Origin of the sequence: Streptomyces sp. NPDC050418, assembly GCF_044458745.1 — a bacterium.
Classification (GTDB): domain Bacteria; phylum Actinomycetota; class Actinomycetes; order Streptomycetales; family Streptomycetaceae; genus Streptomyces.
On record NZ_JBITIG010000008.1, the window covers coordinates 404,839 to 423,363 of the forward strand.

21 protein-coding genes are annotated in these 18,525 nt (G+C 67.6%); 7 read left to right on the forward strand and 14 right to left on the reverse strand.

Going from position 1 to position 18,525, the window contains the following annotated elements; all coding sequences use genetic code 11:
- Positions 1-63: 63 nt before the first annotated feature.
- From ACIBI4_RS21980 to ACIBI4_RS22015, 8 genes are all read right to left on the reverse strand, one after another.
- Positions 64-849 (reverse strand): hypothetical protein, encoded by a 786-nt coding sequence (locus ACIBI4_RS21980; RefSeq protein ID WP_399205649.1) that lies wholly within the window; start codon positions 847-849, stop codon positions 64-66.
- A 102-nt stretch (positions 850-951) separates the two neighbouring features.
- Entirely contained in the window at positions 952-2,088 is a 1,137-nt protein-coding gene (locus ACIBI4_RS21985; protein WP_399205650.1) for a hypothetical protein, read from the reverse strand.
- Position 2,089: 1 nt separating this feature from the next.
- Positions 2,090-2,593 (reverse strand): DUF4365 domain-containing protein, encoded by a 504-nt coding sequence (locus tag ACIBI4_RS21990; protein WP_399205651.1) that lies wholly within the window; start codon positions 2,591-2,593, stop codon positions 2,090-2,092.
- Between the two features lie 150 nt (positions 2,594-2,743).
- A complete protein-coding gene (locus tag ACIBI4_RS21995) occupies positions 2,744-4,327 on the reverse strand; it encodes a restriction endonuclease (RefSeq protein ID WP_399205652.1) in 1,584 nt (527 codons plus the stop codon).
- A 124-nt stretch (positions 4,328-4,451) separates the two neighbouring features.
- Positions 4,452-4,994: an NUDIX hydrolase gene (locus ACIBI4_RS22000; protein ID WP_399205653.1), complete on the reverse strand. Its 543-nt coding sequence runs from the start codon at positions 4,992-4,994 to the stop codon at positions 4,452-4,454.
- Positions 4,995-5,004: 10 nt separating this feature from the next.
- Positions 5,005-6,129 (reverse strand): adenosylhomocysteinase, encoded by a 1,125-nt coding sequence (locus tag ACIBI4_RS22005; RefSeq protein ID WP_399205654.1) that lies wholly within the window; start codon positions 6,127-6,129, stop codon positions 5,005-5,007.
- Complete coding sequence (locus ACIBI4_RS22010) at positions 6,039-6,536, reverse strand: hypothetical protein (RefSeq protein WP_399205655.1); 498 nt, start codon at positions 6,534-6,536, stop codon at positions 6,039-6,041. Before ACIBI4_RS22010 ends, ACIBI4_RS22005 begins: the two co-directional genes overlap by 91 nt.
- Positions 6,536-6,946: a hypothetical protein gene (locus ACIBI4_RS22015; protein WP_399205656.1), complete on the reverse strand. Its 411-nt coding sequence runs from the start codon at positions 6,944-6,946 to the stop codon at positions 6,536-6,538. Before ACIBI4_RS22015 ends, ACIBI4_RS22010 begins: the two co-directional genes overlap by 1 nt.
- A 119-nt stretch (positions 6,947-7,065) precedes the next feature.
- Here ACIBI4_RS22015 and ACIBI4_RS22020 point away from each other — a divergent pair, with 119 nt between their 5' ends.
- The 5 genes from ACIBI4_RS22020 (at position 7,066) to ACIBI4_RS22040 (ending at position 10,738) form a co-directional block, all read left to right on the forward strand.
- Positions 7,066-8,112 carry a helix-turn-helix domain-containing protein gene (locus ACIBI4_RS22020; RefSeq protein ID WP_399205657.1) on the forward strand — a complete coding sequence of 349 codons (1,047 nt, stop codon included), beginning with the start codon at positions 7,066-7,068 and terminating at the stop codon, positions 8,110-8,112.
- Positions 8,109-8,798 (forward strand): YdcF family protein, encoded by a 690-nt coding sequence (locus ACIBI4_RS22025; protein WP_399205658.1) that lies wholly within the window; start codon positions 8,109-8,111, stop codon positions 8,796-8,798. Before ACIBI4_RS22020 ends, ACIBI4_RS22025 begins: the two co-directional genes overlap by 4 nt.
- A 34-nt stretch (positions 8,799-8,832) precedes the next feature.
- Positions 8,833-9,579, forward strand: coding sequence for a WbqC family protein (locus tag ACIBI4_RS22030; protein WP_399205659.1), 747 nt, complete (start codon positions 8,833-8,835; stop codon positions 9,577-9,579).
- Positions 9,580-9,890: 311 nt separating this feature from the next.
- Positions 9,891-10,499, forward strand: coding sequence for a restriction endonuclease (locus tag ACIBI4_RS22035; RefSeq protein WP_399205660.1), 609 nt, complete (start codon positions 9,891-9,893; stop codon positions 10,497-10,499).
- A 23-nt stretch (positions 10,500-10,522) separates the two neighbouring features.
- On the forward strand, positions 10,523-10,738 hold the full coding sequence (locus tag ACIBI4_RS22040; protein WP_399205661.1) for a hypothetical protein: 216 nt from the start codon (positions 10,523-10,525) through the stop codon (positions 10,736-10,738).
- A 69-nt stretch (positions 10,739-10,807) separates the two neighbouring features.
- Here ACIBI4_RS22040 and ACIBI4_RS22045 read toward each other — a convergent pair whose 3' ends face one another.
- From ACIBI4_RS22045 to ACIBI4_RS22070, 6 genes are all read right to left on the reverse strand, one after another.
- Positions 10,808-12,505, reverse strand: coding sequence for a mobilization protein (locus ACIBI4_RS22045; protein WP_399205662.1), 1,698 nt, complete (start codon positions 12,503-12,505; stop codon positions 10,808-10,810).
- Positions 12,506-12,509: 4 nt separating this feature from the next.
- Entirely contained in the window at positions 12,510-12,851 is a 342-nt protein-coding gene (locus ACIBI4_RS22050; protein WP_399205663.1) for a plasmid mobilization protein, read from the reverse strand.
- 342 nt (positions 12,852-13,193) lie between these two features.
- Positions 13,194-14,012: a DUF2637 domain-containing protein gene (locus tag ACIBI4_RS22055; protein ID WP_399205664.1), complete on the reverse strand. Its 819-nt coding sequence runs from the start codon at positions 14,010-14,012 to the stop codon at positions 13,194-13,196.
- 607 nt (positions 14,013-14,619) lie between these two features.
- Positions 14,620-15,315: a hypothetical protein gene (locus ACIBI4_RS22060; RefSeq protein ID WP_399205722.1), complete on the reverse strand. Its 696-nt coding sequence runs from the start codon at positions 15,313-15,315 to the stop codon at positions 14,620-14,622.
- Positions 15,316-15,320: 5 nt separating this feature from the next.
- Positions 15,321-15,686 carry a hypothetical protein gene (locus ACIBI4_RS22065; RefSeq protein WP_399205723.1) on the reverse strand — a complete coding sequence of 122 codons (366 nt, stop codon included), beginning with the start codon at positions 15,684-15,686 and terminating at the stop codon, positions 15,321-15,323.
- A gap of 40 nt (positions 15,687-15,726) precedes the next feature.
- A complete protein-coding gene (locus tag ACIBI4_RS22070; RefSeq protein ID WP_399205665.1) occupies positions 15,727-16,146 on the reverse strand; it encodes a hypothetical protein in 420 nt (139 codons plus the stop codon).
- Positions 16,147-16,733: 587 nt separating this feature from the next.
- On the opposite strand from ACIBI4_RS22070, the gene ACIBI4_RS22075 reads away from it, so the two are divergent.
- Together ACIBI4_RS22075 and ACIBI4_RS22080 are read left to right on the forward strand one after the other, a co-directional pair.
- Positions 16,734-16,934, forward strand: coding sequence for a helix-turn-helix transcriptional regulator (locus ACIBI4_RS22075; RefSeq protein WP_399205666.1), 201 nt, complete (start codon positions 16,734-16,736; stop codon positions 16,932-16,934).
- Positions 16,931-18,376: a tyrosine-type recombinase/integrase gene (locus ACIBI4_RS22080; RefSeq protein WP_399205667.1), complete on the forward strand. Its 1,446-nt coding sequence runs from the start codon at positions 16,931-16,933 to the stop codon at positions 18,374-18,376. Before ACIBI4_RS22075 ends, ACIBI4_RS22080 begins: the two co-directional genes overlap by 4 nt.
- Positions 18,377-18,525 lie beyond the last annotated feature (149 nt).

Here is an 18,525-nt window from a genome sequence, read left to right on the forward strand (position 1 = left end):
GACATCGGATGGCCCCCAATCGCCCCGGTACGTCGGGCCCGGATGTCGGCGGCCGGCAACGTTTCAGCGCCTGCGTCGTTGGGAGCCGATACGGGGACGCAGCCCGTACCGGACCTTCGCCGGGCCCTCGTGCTCGCTCCAGAGCCGTGACTCCGCTCGCATGAGAGTCCAGCCGCTGTCCTCATAGGGCATGAGTTCGCCGATGCTGAGCTGTCCCAGGACGTGGGTCAGTTCCTTGGCCATCCGTAGATCATGCTCGCGCTCTCGTGCGTCAGCATTCGCGTATCCGTCGGCGCGAGCGGTGAATTCCTCGTAGGACGCCTCACCGAGACGACGCCGATGCGCGATCAGCGCCTCGGCGTCGACGTACGCGTCGGAGTACTCCTTGCCGAAGCGGCGCCCGTACTTGCGCACGCGCTGCCGTTCCTCCTCCAGCATCTCGGGGCTGATCTGCCGCTGACGGAAAGTGGCGATTTCCTCAGCGCGAGACAGGAGCCAGGTCAGAGGGGAGGGACACAGGAAGATTCCCAGCCTGCCGTACCCCTGCCATTGGCATTGCGTGTATCCGACGGCTTGCGCAACCCAGCCGTAGCGCTCGCCGGTGCTGGTGTTCGGGGCGAAGTTCTTGAACTCGATACCGAAGGCTGGTTCCGCATCGTGCCAGCCGTCCGGGTCCCGGGGACGCAGTACTGCGTCTATTCGTGTCTCTTCGCCGGTCCAATAGCGCCCTGGTACCTGCTCCTCGATGTGGAACCATCGGTTCATTTTGCTGAGCACGAATGCTGCAAGAGCCTTCTCGTCAGGGAACGTTCCAGGGGCCGGCAGCAATGCCTTCTGTCCGTAGCGCACTTGGTCTGACCCTTCGGGAAGCGGAGAGGGGTGCAGGCTTCTGCCCCTTGGTGGTGGCCACCACCACAGTCCCTCCTGCCGCGGCGATGGTCCGCACTTCACTCAGTCGTCCGCTCCCAGCGAGGGGTCAGGGCCGAACTCGGTTACCACCATGGTGGCCTGGCCGCCAGGGGGACTGGTTAGTGCCCCACGTACCCGTACGGGGATTCCGGCGTCATGGCAGTGCACGGCGGAGTGATAGGTGCTGTCCGGCAGGTCCATCCAGACGGTCCTGCTTCGGCGTTTGATCAGTGTCTGAACTCCGACCCGTCCGGTCTCGTCTTCTGGATGCCTACTGAGATCGGTGACGATGCCATAAATCACGTGCTGGCTTGTGTAGACCCTGGTTTTCAACTGCTCGGATACGCGGTCCACGATCTCGATCGCGTCCCTGGTGAACTCCACGCGGGGCGGGGTGCCAGGTGGCGGGGAGGCGACGCGGGACCAGTTGAAGGAGACGTCCAAGGCACTGACTGATTCCGTATTCACCACTTTGGCGAGTGCCTGGCAGAGTTCATAGGAGACCCCCTCCCCGATGGAATCGGTGATCTCGCTAGGGGTCGGTGCGCGTTCGGCCGTGGCCATGTCTTCGAGTACGCCAAGAGCGCGTGACATCGTCGCGGTGACCCGCCGGTCGAAGAGGGTCTCCTCGACTTGGATCTCGATGTGGTTTTGGCCAGGCGAGTACACGTCCTCGGGAGACCGAGCCTGGCTGATGATGGGGACGATGTATGAGCCACGCCGAGTCTGGCCGAGACGCACCTCCCGGGCCTGGTCCCGGGCGCGGGCGGGGAAGTTGCGGAAGTGGCCCTGCCGGCGGATGGATGCCGCAGCCGAGGCCACACGCAAGCGCTTGGCGGAGACGAACAGCTCGTATCCGGCTTCCAAAGGAATGGACCCATCGCCCAGCGAAGGGTGGGAGGCACGGAGATCCGTGACGTCGTGGTACACCGTGGCGATGGCGTCATGGACCGCTTGCACATCCTGGGACTCGACTCGCGAGAGATCCTGAAGCAGGATGCGGGCCCGCTTCGTGAAGTCAGGCGCTCCCGGTTTCATGGGCACTAGTACGACCTCGTCGGCAGGCCCAGGGAGACTCCACAGCTCGGCGACGTCTCCTCCGGAGACGGGGGACCAGCCCGTGACCTTCAGATAGCTGCGGATTTCCTCGGGGCCGAAGTCCGGTTCGACATGCACCATGTCAGTTCACCCCCGTGCCGCCGGCGCTCGTCATACGACGCGCCGCATCGAACATGGTGCCCATGGCTTTCGCTGTGAGCTGTTGATGCTCGGGAAGCGAGATTGACGTGGTGACACTGCTCTTGGCCTTGCCCATGCCCTGGAGGGACGCCCAATACCCGTGGCAGGACAGAACGATCGAATCGGGCTGGTGAGACACCCAGCGCCCTATGTCCGGTGGGACGATGAGCAAGGCGAGATGACCAGGCGCAGACCGCTCTGGATCCCGCAGTTTGTCGTACGTCTCGACGTCGAGATCGAAGCTGTAGCCGCTACGGACAGCGCGTGGGCTCTGCGTGCACTTCAGTTGGATGTCGACCATGAGCCCCCTTGAACGAAGGGTGACGTCGACACCGTCCTTGTCCACGTTCCAGTCACAGATGGTGTATCCACCCTGAGTGGCGAGGGCTTGCACGTACGCACGGCTGACTTGTTCCTTCTGCCAACTCGTCGCCTCGGCAACCACTTTGGCCCCCCATCGTGTGACCGCGAGGATAGGTCCCACCGTTCTGTGAGGGAATAGGGCCTCCTTGCGCATGCCGAGGTCAGGAGCCCTGTTTCCTCCGCCTGCTGGCCGTCGTCGGAGAAGGGCACAGCGGCCCTGATCGAGACACGTCTACTGCGGTCGGCGCTTCGGCGGCACTGGCCCCGGTATGACGTCGAGGTCCATGTGCTCCTTGAACAAGTGGACCAGGTTCGCGCCGTCCAGGAGCTCGAGGCGGCCGTGTTCGTTGGCGAAAGCCTCGCTGGCCCGTCCGAACCAGGATGTCGTCACGAGGATGCCCTTGGCCGCCCGCTTGTGTTCCACGACGCCGGCGAGTGCCGAGACGGTCTCGAACGGCACCACGTTCTTCGTGCGCTTGGCCTGGATGATGCACAGGCCCCTCATCACCGGGTCGGTGTTCATCGCGATCGCGTCAACACCCTCGTCCTTGGACGGCTGGGTATTCACACTGTCCAGGCCGATGGCCTCGAACAGTTGCCGGATCAGGTGCTCGAACTCCGTGGGCGTCAGGTCCATCAAGACGGGGCGGCTGTCGAGTCCTGCTACGACGTCCAGGCTGTCCATGAGCCGGAACTTGCTCAGATCGAACGTGACCAACGGACGAACCGGCTCCAGCTCGTACGGGTTCGGCGAGATCAGTGAGCGCAGCCGCTTGAGGCAGGCGCGGGGGTCTACCTGGGTCAGGACCAGCTGATCGAACTCCTCGCGACTCGTCTGGAGGGTGATCAGACAGGGATGCACCTCACGGCCGGTGGCGCGGTCGATGGTGGCCACGTGACCGTTGAGGGCGATGGACTGAACGGCGCCTTCGGTGTCGGCGGCGAACAGCTCGTACACGGTGCGCAGCGCGGTCTGGGCGAGGACCGAGGCGTACAGCTCCCTGCGGTCCTTGTCCGGGCGCGGCACCGGGTTCATCTCGTCACGGGACTTCACGTAGCGGTATGCACGAGCCGCTGGAACTACCTCCTCAAGAGGGAGGTCGATCTCCACGAGCAGATCGCCGGTGTCCGCCTGGAACGACACCCGATGTGCCTTGGGAAAGCCATGTGGGTACTTGGACGCGGCGAGCGCCTGGTCGATGAACCACTCGACGGCTTCGATGTCCCGCTCGCGGTAGGAGGCACGACGCTCCTCGATGCGAGCGTTCCACTCATCGACCCGGGCAGCCTCCTGCCGGTTCTGCTCCTCGTGCTCGGCGCGGAGTCTGTTGAGCTTCTCGACGCGCTTCTTCTCATCCCGCGCGTGGTTGCGCAGCGCCTTGTCGAATCGTCCGCGTGCCGCCTCGACTTCGGCGTCGTACCCCTTGCGGCCGAATCCGAGTGCACCGAACAGACCGCGTGGCGGCTCGGGTTCGTACTCTTCCCACCGCGGCTGGTGAGCTGCCTTCGACCGCCCCTTGGGAGGAGTGAAGTTGGTGGGAATGAACTTCTGCTTGAGCTTCTCGAAGGTCAACGGCTTGCGGTCAAGCACCGCTGTGCGCAACAGAGTCGATAGGTCCTCGACGTCGTTCTCGAGCACATACGTACGGTCGACAGCTTCCTGTGCACGGGCTGCCTCGTAGGTGAGCTTCTCTTCACGCGCCTTGCGCTTCGCCTCGGCCTCCGCGGCTCTGCGGGCCTTCTCCTGCTCTCTGGCCTGCCGGGCGAGCTCCCTTGCGTAGGGGTCGCTTCCGCCCGCCCCGTTCCTGCCTGCCACTCCGCCCCCAGGTCAGTGCATGATCCACCAGTCGATCCTCCGCAGTATTACGTACCCATACGACAACATCAGGAGGCTTCGGAAGTCTGGCGATGTTCATGCGGTCGGCCTGGAGGCCCGAACTTCAGCGCAGCATCTGCAGGACCCGGTTGCGCAGCACGTGATCCTCGATGTCGTATGCCTCCCTCCAGGAAGCGGCGGTGACTTCTTCGGCCTGGAGCTCGCCGACATCTGCCGAGGTGCGGAAGAGAAACCGGAAATCGAAGTGCTGGTGGTCCGGTTCGTCCTTGGCCGGGTTGGCGGGGATGGGGTGGGCGTCGATATGCAGGGGGCGATGCCCGGCCGGGCTGACAGCCGAGGCGGTGATGCCGGTCTCCTCCGTGAGCTCGCGCTGGGCGGCGGCGAGGAGACTGTCGTCCTCGGGCTCGACGTGGCCTCCGGGCAGGAGCCAGCGGTTCAGGGCGAGGTGGCGGATGTGGAGGATGCGGCCGATCGGGTCGGCGAGGATCGCGCCCGCGGTGACGTGCCCTCGGAATTCCTTGCGGCTGGCGAGGTCCGCCTCGGTGTCGAGGAGTTCGGAGAGTGGGACGAGGCGCTGCTTCTCGTCGGGGTGGGCGTTGAGGTAGTTGTCGAGGGTGTCGCGGATGTGGCCGGTGGTGATAGGCACGGGTGTCTCCTCAGCGGTTGAAGTAGTCGAGCCAGGTGGCGGCGATGGTGGCGCGGTCGGTGGGCGGGATTTCATGCAGTCCGGGATCGAGGCCGCCGCGCGTGAGGGCGGTGGAGGCGGCGAGTATCTCGGCCTGGACGAGGAAGATGAACGGTCCCACGCTGGCGCCGTGCAGGAAGTTGACGGCGTTGCCTCCGTTGAGCAGGTAGAAGTAATGGCCCGTGGTCAGGTAGCGGGTGATGTGTTCCGTGACCGTGGCGCGCTCGTACACATCGGGTAGACCCGCGAGTTCGAGCTCGTCCTCGCTGCTGGTGACCGTGGCCACGTAGGCGCCGTTGCGCAGGTAGGGGAAGTCCTCGCCGCGCAGCGCGAGAGACCCGGTCGCGCAGAGGACCAGACCGGCTTCCTTGAGGCCGGCTTCGCGGTCACGGGCGACGGTGAAGCCCTGGGAGAGCGCTTGGGTACGGCGCACCGGGTCGATGTCGTAGACGGTGACCCGTACACCCTTGGCATGCAGGAGGCGGGCGATGGAGCTGCCGAGCTTGCCGAAGCCGATCACCAGGGCGGTGCGGCCGTGCAGGATGTCGCCGCAGCTGCGCATCAGTGCCTCGGCGGAAAAGACGACCGACTGGCCGACGAGGAAGTCCTCGGGGTCCTTGAGCGGGGAGCGGGCCACGGAGACCACCGGACAGGGCAGCTTGTCCTGCTCGGCGTAGCGGCGGTGCCCGTTCTCAGTGTCCTCGACGACGCCGAGGATCTGACCGGAGAACCGGTCGCACAGGGCGTCGAGGGCGGGGGCGAAGTAGCCGCCGACGTCGAGGAGCACCACCTGGCTGCCGGCCGCGCGCTCCTCGAGATAGCGCAGGGCCCGGTCGGGATCGGCGAACAGATCGCGGCTGAGACGGTCACAGGCGAATCCGTCGCCTTCAACCTGCCGGAGTGCCTGATCGTGCACGGACTTGGGCTTGGGCAGGACGGCACGCAGCTTGGTGACGGCACCCACCCCTCGTACGAACGCTGGCCGCTCGGGCAACAGATGGGTGATCAGGAACGCGGCAGGGCGCTCGGCCGGCGTGAAGCGGGAGGCGATACGGCTGAAGTAGGCGTCAAGGCGGGCGCGTTCGAAGGTCTCCATAGCGGCCTCTCTTCCGTGGCGACGGTGTACTGGTGGAGGGCATGGCGGAGCTTCTCGGGGTCGGTGAGGGTGTCGTCGTCGGGCAGTTCGCACCATCCGCCGAAGTATTCGTCGGCGCGGTACGGGTTGGGGGCGACCAGCCAGGAGCCTTGGGATAGCAGCCGTACCGGCAGGTCGCGCCATGTGCCGGCCGTGCCCGAGGGAACGGCGAAGTACAGGCGCGCGCCGGGCCGGTCGTACAGCACAGGCCCGATGGCCTCACCGGTCGTACGCAACAAGGCCAGTGCCAGGAATCCGGGTTCTGCGGGAACCCGCAGCAGATCCCAGTTGCCACCGGCCGCCAGGAAGTACAGGCCGGGCACATCGCCGATTTGTGGTGCACTGCGCAGAGCCTCGCGGAGGTGCATCAGCCACCGCTCTCCGTCCGTCGACCGACTCCTGCGGCGGTGCGAGACCGCCTCGGATGCGGAGGACGGATCATCATCAGGCGGACATCGAGATCTGCTATCTGCCGCTCGCGCTCCGCAGCGATGTGCCGGGGCCCGAGGTGATTCCGAGCGGGCACGACGAGCCCGTACGCATCGGGCATGGCCAGGGCGTCGAGCGCGCCAATGAAGGCCGGCGAGCGGATGTCGCGCGCAAGGGCGTCGGCCTCGGTGAAGACGCCGCACAGCGTGAGTTCGTGCTGGCTGCAGTAGAGGGACAGCGACTCGGTGAGGGCCCGGCGTCGCGCAGGCCCGCCTCGTCCGTGGCGCAGGTACCCGTAGACGCATGGTCCGTGGACGGGGCGGTGCTCCGTGAGGGGTTCGAATGCCATGGCAGCAGCGTCGAGCGAACCGAACGGCCTTGAAATGACCGCCTGTTGCACTTGCGTTGCACTTTCCGCTTCGGTTGCTCACTGTGCGTGCTTCCATACGTTGCGGAGGGAGGCAGCCCGTGGTCAGCGTGCAGCAGTGGACCGGCCGAGAGGCGAGCGCACTGCGTGCTGCGCTGCGGATGAGCATGCGGGCCTTCGCCGAGCACTTGGGCGTTGCTCTTCGTACGGTGGCCAAGTGGGAGGACCTGGGCGAGACGACGCAGCCCCGCCCGGATACGCAGGCCATCCTTGACACCGCACTGGCTCGCGCTGATACGCAGTCCCAGGCTCGCTTTGAACGACTGATCTTCGGCAGAGATCAGGCGGGTGTGCGGGCAGCTGACTACGAGACATGGACCGAGGACATCGACCGCACCATCGTGTGCCTCAGTCGGCAGAACTTCACCTTCGCTTCCAGCCTGCTCAACCGCTGGCTCGGCGCCCACCACCCACGCAGCCTTGACCCTAAAGGCCAGTATCTGTACGGGCGTTCGCTCGCCCTCCTCGGTGACCTGCAGCGCGACCAGGGCGCCATCCTCGGCCCACTCTCGGCCCGCCAGTCCTACGCCAATGCCCGCGGCCTGTTCACCGAACTCGACATCCCCCGTCGCGTCGCCCAGATCGAACTGTCCCTGGCCGTCGTGAACGAGATGGCCGGCCAGCTGGATCAGTCGGCCCGCCAGTACGAACAGCTTGCGACGGACGAGCGCCTCAGCCGACGTGACCGGGCGCGTGCCCGGCTGTGGGTCGGCACCGCACTGAGTAAGGAGGGCAACCATCCGTACGCCACTACCGCCATGACGGCCGCCACCCGCGAGTTCGAGGACCTCGGCGAGCCCGAGGACTGGTTCGTCGCTCACCAGAAGCTCGCCCTTGCCCACCGAGGTGCGGGCGATCTGACCCAAGCTCTGCACTACATCGATATCGCCCGGCAGAGCGGCACTGTCGACTCCCCGATGCAACGCGTGCGCCTGGACACCGCGCACGGGCACATCCTTCTGTCCGACCCGGCAACCCGGAATGATGGGCTGTCCGTCCTCGACCAAGCAGCACAGGTGGCTCAGCAGTACGGCCTGAGCCATCAGCTGCGCAGCATCGAGGGCATTCGACAGGGTCAGCGAGGATGAGCCAGGGAGTCGCAGTGCCGGACCGCGAGCAGCGCAGCATCACCGACGAGCAGTTCCACGACGCCGAACTCATCTGGAACTACCACCAGATGGGCCACGAGCTCCGCCCCTGCTCGGCGGCGATCGGGCTGGGCAGTCACGACCTCGGAGTGGCCACCGCCTCCGCCGACCTCTACCGCGCCGGCCTCTTCCCGGTCGTCGTCTTCAGCGGCGGGAACAGCCCCACCACCCGCGCCCGTTTCCCGCGCGGCGAAGCGGTGCACTACCGCGAGCACGCCATGTCCCTCGGCGTACCGGACGAGGCGATCCTCGTCGAGGCGAACGCCGGCAACACCGGGCAGAACATCACGCTTTCCCGCGACCTGCTCCAGCAGGCCGGCATCCAGGTCGACTCCCTGATGCTGATCTCCAAGCCGTACATGGAGCGACGCTCGTACGCGACCTGCCGCAAGCTGTGGCCCGAGGCCGAGGTCATCTGCGCCTCCGAGCCACTCGAACTGGACGACTACATCAAGTCGATCGGCGACGAAAAGCTCGTCGTCGACATGCTCGTCGGCGACCTCCAGCGGATCATCGAGTACCCGAAGCAGGGCTTCGCCGTCGAGCAGGACGTACCGGAGGACGTGCATGCCGCATACGGGCGCCTCCTGCGCTCCGGCTTCGACAGCCGGCTCATCAGCTCCTGACCCCGCGACAGCCCGGATCGCGCACTCCGCACGGGTGTGCGCGATCCACCAGCCCAACCTCTTCCCGCGCCTGTCCACCCTGGCCAAGCTGTACGCGGCCGACCTGTGGATCGTCCTCGACGACGTCCAATTCGCGCGCCGGGACTACCAGCACCGCACACGCCTTGCTGCACTGGACGACCCGGCCAGGTGGCAGTGGCTGTCCCTGGCCACGCATCTGCCGCAGGGCCGATCGACCTTGATCCGGGATGCGCGCCTGGCTGATCCGGTGGGCTGCAGGCGCCGGACGGCGGGGATGATCCGGCAGCACTACGGCCGCAGCCGCCATTGGTCGGTGATCCAGGAGATCGTGGCCCCAGTCCTTGACCGCCTCGCCGTCACCGATCGGCTCTCGGATGTCGCGGAGCTCTCCACCCTGGCGCTGCTCGCAGCCGTGGGATGGAAAGGCGAGGTCCTGCGCAGCAGCGCGCTCCCTTCCCGCACCGGCCGTTCAATACGGCTGGCCGACCTCGCCCTTGCGACTGGTAGCCCCACGTACCTCTGCGGTACCGGCGGCATGAGATATCTGGACCCTGCCCCCTTCATGCGGAACGGGATCGAGGTCGTCCCATTCCGCACGCCGAGCCACACGTCTCTATGGGGCGAAGCGCGCACGGTGAGCGCGCTATGGGCGCTGGCCACAGTCGGACCAGATGCGCTAGAGACCGAGCTGGCGCGAGTGCGATGCACCGACGCTTTGCGGCCCACGCCGACCCAAGGAGCGGGAATCGGCGCAAGTTGATCGGCCCGTCCTGTGTTCACGCAGGTGGCCGTCTCTTGCTCCGGAAGCGCCCAAGGCGCAGTTGACCGAAAACCCATCACCATTCGTGATCGTCTTCTTACCTTCTGTCAGTGTCGCGTGCTCTCATGCTTCCTGCGCGGGGAGGCGTCAACGGCATGGGCCGGAGGGGGATTTGGGATGGCCACACAGGAGGCTGCGCGGATCCGGTGGGGAGTCGAGCGATGAGCCGGCGTCGTCCGGCGCGTCGGCGCAGTACCCGGCGCGCGCCGGCCAGGCGGAGCAAAGGCGAGGACCAGGCGATAGCCGTCGTCGTGGCTCTGGTGGTCGCGATCAGCCTTGTCGGCGCTCTCGTGCAGTGGCTGCTCGCCCACTGGTGGGTGCTGCTGATCATCGGCGCGGTCGCCACGGCTCTCGGTGTTCTGTGGGTCCAGCAAACGCGGCAGCGGGCGGAATGGGCTCGGGCGCGCGCGCAGGCACTTCGGCTGGGTCTGGCGGAGATCGACGGCTTGGACCACAAGGCGTTCGAGTTCGCTGTCAGGGACCTCATGCGGCGAGACGGCTGCCAGGCCGAGCGGCTCGGAGGCGCGGGGGACGACGCATGCGACGTGCGTGCGGTCGACCCGGCGGGCCGCGTCTGTGCGATCCAGTGCAAGCACCGCCGCGACGGCATCCGCGGATCAGCCGTCGGTGTCGGCGTGCTCCAGCAGGTCAACGGCACGGCCCGGCAAGTCCACGGCGCGGACATCGCGGTAGTCCTGACCAACGGCCGCTTCACCTCCAAGGCCATTCCGTGGGGGCGCGAACACCGCATCCATCTCGTCGACCGCCGTCTACTCGGCGAATGGACAGCCGGATCACGCCGCTTGTGGGACCTGCTCGACCGGATCCCGCCACCACGGCGCCCGACGGCACTGTCCTGACTCATCGAGGGGGAGTCGACGCAATGATCCTGACGCTCAACCTGGCGGTCGTACTCGCCGTCATCATCTACTTCCGCATACGCCGCCGCGTGCAGGCCCGTAGTCGCTCCGATCAATGGATGACCGTGACGATCGTGCTCGTATTCGGCCTGCTCATCGCCCCGACAGACTTCGGCCAGGGAGCCCTGGATGTCATTGGCCAACTCGTCCAAGGCTTCTCGCAGACCGATAGCCGGTGACTCGCCTGGGGACGGACAACGGCCCGGCACTGCTTCATCAGTGCCGGGCCGTTCGGAGTGAGCGCATGATCAGCGACGAGGACCTCGCGTTGCGGCGGTACTCGGCAGGGGCGCAGGTGCTGCCCCGACCTGAACCCGCTCATTTACGTACGGGCTGAGGGAGTTGGCGGCCTGAGCCCGAAGGCCGGGAACGTGCCGCTCGCCAAGCCTGCGTATGCGCCAGGTCAGGGCGGCTGCAGGGTGCCGTGCGTCGTCGAGGGCGCGCTGGCCCAATGCGTGGCCTAGGAGCACGGCCGGGTTATGGCCAGCGGCTTCGGCCTCCGCGAGCACGGCGGTCAGGGCGTCCCAGGCATCGTCGTCGAGGATGCGCTGAGTGTGATCGGGGACGAGCTGACGGATGTGGTGGGCGTACCGATGCTGGACCTGCTGCCCGGGGCTCCGGCTGGCCAGCGCTTCCAGTGCCGGGGCGGTCACCTCGCGGTGCGCAGTGGTGAGGTGAGCAAGGGCCTGCCGGGCGGCCTCTTCCTGTTGGGCGTGGTGGCGGGTGCGGTGCCAGTGCATTGCGTACGCCACCGCAACAAGGGCGGCGTCCAGCAGCATCGCCAGTCCGGAGCCCGCGTCCACAGGATGTGGATCGTGCAGGATCGCTTGGACGCTCCGGCGCAGTACGCGCGTGCTGTCGAGGTCGGCGGCGATACGAGAGCGCGTGGCGCGCTCGAAGGCGATGGCCGCCTGCTCGAGTTCGGCTCTCGCCGCTCCGGAAGCAGCGAGCGGCAGAAGGTCCAGCATGCCGCCGAGTGCGACCAACTGGCCTTGCGCCATGTGGTCATCCGTGCCGGTGAGGCGATGAGGGACGCGTTCCGTAGCTGCGGTGGCCTGGTGCCACGGGTTGCTCGGGCGGACGACGGCCGGCTCGGCACTGGTGGTGGCGAGACGCTGACGGATCTGGGGCAGGGAGAGGTCCGGGGCCAGGGTTGATCCCGCGTAGAAGACCGGCTCGCCCACGTCGTTGGTGTCGCCGGGCAGGGCGAAGTTGCAGCCGAGCGCGTCTCCGGACGGGCCGTGCTTGAGACGTACGGTCACTCCCGTGGCATCCAGGAGCGCGAAGAACTCTGACTCGTCCCGTGCGGCGGCCACCGCACGGCGCACCCGAGTACGCAGGAGCTCGCGAGAAGTGGCGTTCTGCCCCAGGCGCTTGGCCTTGAAGTGCTCCTTGCTGGTGGGTCGCTTGGCTGCAGTTCCGTCGCCGGGCTTCAACCGGCGTAGCCCGTAGTCGATTTCGATCTGCCGGGCTTCCCTCTGTACGGCGCGCTGGTCGTAATCGCGCTGAGGGCGGCGGCCGTCCTGGCGTACGAGGGTGGCGGCGATGTGGATGTGGTCGTCGGCGTGACGGACGGCTACCCAGCGGCAGGCTTCCGTGTCGCCTTCGGGTGCGATGCCGGCGGCCGCCACGATCCGGCGTGCGATCTCTGCCCACTGGTCGTCGGTGAGGATCGGGTCCTCGGGTGCGGCTCGTACGGGGCAGTGCCAGAAGGTGGTCTCCGGGGCCTTGTCGCCCAGCATCGTCACGGGCTGGTCCAGCTGCTCCGCGAGTTGCTTCTCCACCTCGTCGGAGTCGCGATGCGGGCTGCGGCCCGGGTCGGGAGCGAAGTCGTTCCATGACGCCACGAGGTGTGGGTCGACGTGTTCGTTGGCGTCACCCGGGCTGAAGAGGTAGCGGATCAGTCCACGGGTGCTCCTCGTGCCGAGGATGATCTTCGGTATCAACGGCTCACCGCGCCTCGATGACCTGGGCGATGGCGGCATCCACCTCATCGACGGAAGCCGCCACGCGAGCGAGGAGCCGATCGAGGGTGGCGGTGTGGGGCCAGCCGCCATCCCGATTCAGATGGCCGGCGAGCTGGTTGAGGTTCCCGCCGATCCTGCCGAGCTGGCCGTTGGCGGCCATCAGCGCCTGCACCATGGCGCGGTAGTCGGCGACCGCCGCGGTGGGGTCATCGGCGCGGGCGGCGGCCAGCGAGCACTCGGCGACGTAGCCGCCGACGGCCATACGGCTCTGGCCGGCGGCATTGAGTACGAGGGCGAACTCGGCGTCGTTGTAACGGGGATGCACGCGATGCTCTCGCAGCTGTTTGTCACGCAGACGGCGACGCGGTGCGCGCGGAGACGGCGCGCTCGACGACATTGCTTCGCCCTCTCCTCCGGTCGGCACCCCCGGGCCGACCGACCCCGGCGCCCCCTCGGCGCCGGATGCCTCCGCCACCACCGGGGAGGAGGCCGGGTAAGGACTCCTTACCCGACAACTTGCTGCGTCTGGGGTTGAGGTGTTGCGTGTGGGTTTGCCGTTCGGCAGGGGTTCGAGGTCGTGCAAGTGGAGTCTCCGGATCGTGGTGGGAATGAGTCCGTACGAAGTGTCGATAGGGCGGGGCCTAGTGCAGCGTGGTGCGTTGCCGGGCTACGCCGCGTTGCTGTTCGCCCTCGCGGCCGCGAGTTCTGCCGTGACCGACTTGGCGACTTCCTTGGCCCGGTCCTTCTGGATCGTGTAGCCCTGCGCCCTGACTGTGTCCTCCAGGGTGGTGCGGGGAACTACCCCGGACTCAGCTCCGATGCGGTGCGCCGTGGCGTGCAAGACGTCATCGGGAACGGTCTGGCGGTTGCCGCCCTTCTTGGGGCTCGCCTTGACGGATCGCGGCGGAGTGGCGGTGGCGGTTAGGGCCTTGGCGGATGGCGCGCCGGCGTCATCGTTTTGGCGCTTCTCTTGGCGGGGCGGACGCATGGCATCTGGCGGCAGCGGCTTCGCCGACGATCTGGCGGATGGCGGTTCGGCCGCCGTGCGGGTGGCGGTCAGATGGCGGTTGATGACGAGGTAGAGGTGCACGGCGCCCGCCAGGGCGAGCGGCGCGATGGCGGACAGGGCGCCGACGGTGGCGTTGTCGAGGACCAGGCGGGTCCTTTCGTTGAGGCGGATGGCGTGCAGGGCGTTCGCCCAGACGCTGGTGATGGTGGCGCCGCCGACGAGCGTCCACACGTATAGGCGGGAGCGCCATGGCGCAGTGCGCAGGAGCAGCAAGGCGACGACACCGATGGCGATGAAGCCGTCGATCACGAGCGGGAAGAGATAGGTGAGCAGCCAGCGGATGTGGACGGCGACTGCCATCTGGCGCAGGGCGTCGTAGGAGAGGGCGAAGCCGACGGCGCCGAGCAGGATGATGGCTCTGCGGAGGGATCGGTTTCCGGGTATCTCCGCGAAGGGTGTTGGGGCAGGCGTGGGCAAGCGGGTCTCTTCCGTGACGCGGGAGCGGGCGGGTGTGGGCGGTGCTCTATGAAGAGAGGCGCCGCAGCGGCATGGTGGCGATCTGGTGCCACAAGGCGCTGCCATCTAGGGGCCGAAGAGCGCATGCGCGGTGCCGAGAGCCGGTCCGAACTCGGCGTAGGGGGATGGTGAGCACTGCGGCGATGAGCCAGATCAGGGCTCGAGGCGCACCGGTCGGCCACTGTGCCTCGCGTGCTTCGCTGCGGGCCAGCAGTGCGCAGGCGATCATGGCGAGTTGGCCGGTGGCGAAGTATGCGCCACGTTCGATGGTGTTGTGCAAACCGAGGTAGTGGTCGGTGAATCTTCAACTGGCCTGAGCGCTCAGGGCGGTGCACGCGAGGGCGGCGATCGTAGCCACGACCGTCGGCCAGGCGAACCGACGGGTTGGCTTGGCGGATCGGTCTTGGCCCAGCAGGGGGAACGCGAGAAGCCACGTGGCCAGGAGAACCCCGTAGGCGATGAGCGCGATGGTTGAGGTGGACTCATGCGGAGGTGTCGTCAACAGGGATTTCCTTCGTGTGGGAACAGGGGTGGGAATTCAGGTGAGCTGCGGGGCGCGGGTTGGTGATCATGCGGCTTCAGTCGTCCGCGAGGCGGTCATCCTTGCGGCAAGGTCCACGCGACTCGGGTGCGGAGTCACGCGGGGCGCGTTGCCCCGCGCATGCCCGTCGAGTCCCACGCGCCGGCTACGGCACAGCTCGCCCTCGGCCGCGTGGCACCACTCGCACCGAACGCTCAGGGCGTCGGCCCGTCCCGCGGAGACGGCGGCTTCTCGGGCGGCACGCGCCGGCCGGTACGGGGCGAGCTCGGCGCGTACGTCCGGCGGTATGTAGGAGCCGATGGCAGCGAGGCGGGCGGCGACATCGGGATGCGGGCCGCCACCAGTGAGCTGGCGGTGCGACGAGGGCGCCGCTTGGCCGGTGGCCACCGCTCGACGGCGGGCGAGCAGTTCGGCTCGCCATGCGGCGGGGTCGTCGGGGTCCGCGGCCGGCGTCGGGTCGGTGTGCCGTCGCAGGCGCTCGCGGCTGAAGGCGTGCCACGCACGCGCTATGTCGACGGGCAGGATCGGATACGGCGAGGCGAGCACGTGCTCCCGTATCACTCCTCGTACGTCCCAGTCTTGGCCGACCACCAGGGGCACGTCGCTCAGCAGCTCCTGCCACTGCGCGACCCGGTCGCGTACCTCGTCGGGGTCGGCCAGCGGGGTCCGGGAGTCGAGTCGGCCGATGTAGGCGAGTGCGGCGGCAATTTCACGGCGGTCCAGGGCAGTTACTCCATTCCATCCATGCCGTTCACGGCGTCCACGAGGGCGGCCATGTACGTCTCGGTGCGGGTCATGCGGCGGGGTGTGTGCGTGGTGCCGGCATCGCCGGGCAGGACACGCAGCTGAGGGCGGTCGGCTGTGGGGGTGTGTTCGCGGGCGATCCAGGAGCGCCAGTCGGCACCCCAGGAGGCGGCGACGCGCGGCGCCCACGGCGCCCGGTACGTGCGCCACTTGTCATCGGCAGCGCGCAGGCCATCCAGTCCGAGGCGGCGGGCGTGGCCCTCACGCTCCAGCCAGGCTTCGGTGGCTTCGTCGGGCTGCCATTCGGTGGCGGGGATGAGTGCGGCAGAGCTGCTGCCCTTACCGTTCAATGACAGTTCACTACTGTTCTGGGGGCCGGAATCCGTGCCGTCAGGGGGCTGATTTCCGGCCCACCCGGGGGTCGGAGTCCGCTCCCCGGGGGTCGTTCTCCGGCCCGGTCACAATCCGACTGGCCGGGCCGGATTCCGGCCCCTCCAGAGGCGGCATCCGGCCCTCCTCGGCGGCCCGGTCTGCGAGGTATCGGGCGGCCTCCGGCAGCTGGTAGTAGGTCTCGCCACGCGGCCCCTTCCGGTGAGGCAGGCGCCGCAACTCGCCGTCCTCGGCGAGCTTGTTGAGGGCATCCCGCACGGCGGAGCGCGACGCGTTCGCGCGCTTCATCAGAGCGGGGACCGACGCGTACGCGACGCAGTGGCGATCGAGGCAGCGGTCGGCGATCAGCGCGAGGACCAGCCGTGCGTTTCCTTTGCTGTGGCTGTGATCCCAGACCCAGGTGCGGGCGTCGTGGCTCATTGGGCGGCGGCTCCTGAGGAGTGAGGAAGTGGAGATTTCGGCGTGGGTGCCTGGGGGGCCGGGCCCCCAGATCGGCAGCGCCTTTCCGGCGCTGACCAAGACAGCCACACCTGCTCGCGTAAGTCCAGGAATGCGTCGCATAAAGCGCACAGCTGACGGCGAACACTTCCCTGGAGGGGGAGTGAAACTGTAAATCCCGTTCCCCGGTTGCCGAAATCGTTCGTGAATTCGCGGGTCGAAACCGGACAATTGCCCACTCGTTGTCCGGCGGATTCGCCACCGGCTTTGGCTCGCGTCACTGCAGCTCATGCCACATGCGTCGCGTGAAGGTCTGTCGGCCGGGAGCCTCTGATGGGCTGCCATTTCGGCAACCGGGGATCCCGTGCTATGTTGCGCCGCTTTCCATCGGCGGGCAGCGAATCTGACAACAAAGCCGCGCAACATAACAGCGGATCCCCGGTTACCGAAACCGGGGATCCAGAGCTACAACAGGGCAGTGATCGATGTCGCCGCGGAAATCCCGCTGCGGCAATTCCCTGACCCGATTCCAGGCTGCCTGTTGCCTGCCCGCACCGAAGGAACCGCGCTTGACGACTCCGTCCCGCCGCCCCGCCGACAAACTCACGGTCGAGGAGTTCTGCGCCGACCTGCGCATCTCCCGCTCCACGTTCTACGACTGGCGGAAGAAGGGCCGCGCCCCGCGCTGCATACGCATCCCCAACGGCGCCCTGCGTATCCGGCGCAGCGACTACGAGAACTGGCTCACCGACTGCGAGGGCGCTGCGTGAGCCACCGGTCCTTCAAGGTCCGCTTCTACGACACGGAGGTCTACAAGGGGAAGCGCAAGACCACCTACACCGTGCGCTGGTCGGTCAACGGCCGGCGCCGCGGCCAGGGGTTCGCCACCAGCGCGCTCGCGGAGTCGTTCCGCGCGACGCTGCTGGTCGCCGCGAACAACGGTGAGCCCTTCGACATGGAGACCGGACTGCCGGTCTCCCATGCCGGGCCGGCCTCCGAGCTCACCGCGTACGAGTTCGCCCTCCAGTACGTCGACGCGAAGTGGCCCCGCATCTCGGCGAACAACCGCAAGAACACCGCCAAGGCCCTCACGAAGGCCACCCTCGCGCTCCTCCGTACCGACGTCCCGGACCGTTTCGACCCGGTCGACGTGCGCAGGGCGCTGCGCGAGTACGCCTTCAACAAAATCCGCCGCTCCGAGGCCCCGCCCGAAATCCGCACAATCCTGTCGTGGATCAGCCGCAACTCCCTTGCCGTCTCGGCCTGGGAGGACACCAAGCACGTCGACGCGGTGCTGCACGCGCTCGCCATCCGACTCGACGGCAGCCCGGCCGCCGCCAGCTCGGTCAGACGCGAGCGCCGGATCCTGAACGTCGCGATCAGGTACGCCATCCGACAGAAGATCCTCACCAACAACCTGCTGCCCAAGGGAAAGGAGGAAGGCGCGACACCGAAGGTCGCCGAGGCGGTCGACAAGCGCTCCCTGCTCAATCCCGCCCAGGTCGCGAGCCTCCTCACCTGGATCGCCGACCGCCCGCGCACGGGTTACCGCCTCCACGCGTTCTTCGCGACGCTCTACTACGCGGGCCTGCGCCCCGAGGAGGCCGTCGCCCTGCGCGTCAGTGCCACGACCCTGCCTCCCGCCGACTGGGGCCAACTCCTCGTCCACACAGCCGAACCCGAGGTCGGCAGTCAGTGGACCGACGACGGCCGGGTCCACGAGACCCGCCACCTCAAGGGCCGAGCCGAAGGCGACACCCGCGTCGTACCGGCCCACCCCGCGCTCGTCGCCGTCCTCCGCGAGCTGATCAAGCGGGATGGCCTGAAGCCAGGCGACCTCCTCTTCCCCGGCGAGAAGGGCGGCCTGCTCGCCGGCTCGGTCTTCCGCCGGGCGTGGAACAAGGCCCGTGAGGCGGTACTGCCCGAGCACGAGTACGCGTCACCGACGGGCAAGCGCGTCTACGACCTGCGCCACACCTGCCTGACCACGTGGCTCAACAGCAGGATCCCGCCAGCCCAGGTCGCGGAGTGGGCGGGCAACAGCGTCCCGATCCTGCTGGCCACGTACGCGCGGCGCATCACCGGTCAGCTTGCAGAGCTGCAGCAGCGCATTGAGGGCCCACAGCAGCTTCCTTCTCTTGGAAGTGCCGTGCGAATGCCTCTGGCCCCGGGTAGCGCTTCGCCGAGCGGACGGGCGCGCCGGGTCAGGTGATGCCGAGCAGCGCGGCGACAACGGTCGAGATTCGCGGCGCCTCGCTGACCCTCGCCGTCACCTCGCTGGTCATGATGTACCCGGCCCCTGCGAAGGCCCACTACGACGCTTGTCCCGTCGCCGGTGGTGGAGAGTTGACGGTCTCGATG

Bases quoted from the DNA above. Each gene is read 5' to 3' on its own strand.
- ACIBI4_RS22040 (WP_399205661.1), top strand. From the start codon at position 10,523: ATGATCCTGACGCTCAACCTGGCGGTCGTACTCGCCGTCATCATCTAC.
- ACIBI4_RS22025 (WP_399205658.1), top strand. From the start codon at position 8,109: ATGAGCCAGGGAGTCGCAGTGCCGGACCGCGAGCAGCGCAGCATCACC.
- ACIBI4_RS21985 (WP_399205650.1), bottom strand. From the start codon at position 2,088: ATGGTGCATGTCGAACCGGACTTCGGCCCCGAGGAAATCCGCAGCTAT.
- ACIBI4_RS22010 (WP_399205655.1), bottom strand. From the start codon at position 6,536: ATGCACCTCCGCGAGGCTCTGCGCAGTGCACCACAAATCGGCGATGTG.
- ACIBI4_RS22015 (WP_399205656.1), bottom strand. From the start codon at position 6,946: ATGGCATTCGAACCCCTCACGGAGCACCGCCCCGTCCACGGACCATGC.
- ACIBI4_RS22005 (WP_399205654.1), bottom strand. From the start codon at position 6,129: ATGGAGACCTTCGAACGCGCCCGCCTTGACGCCTACTTCAGCCGTATC.
- ACIBI4_RS22070 (WP_399205665.1), bottom strand. From the start codon at position 16,146: ATGAGCCACGACGCCCGCACCTGGGTCTGGGATCACAGCCACAGCAAA.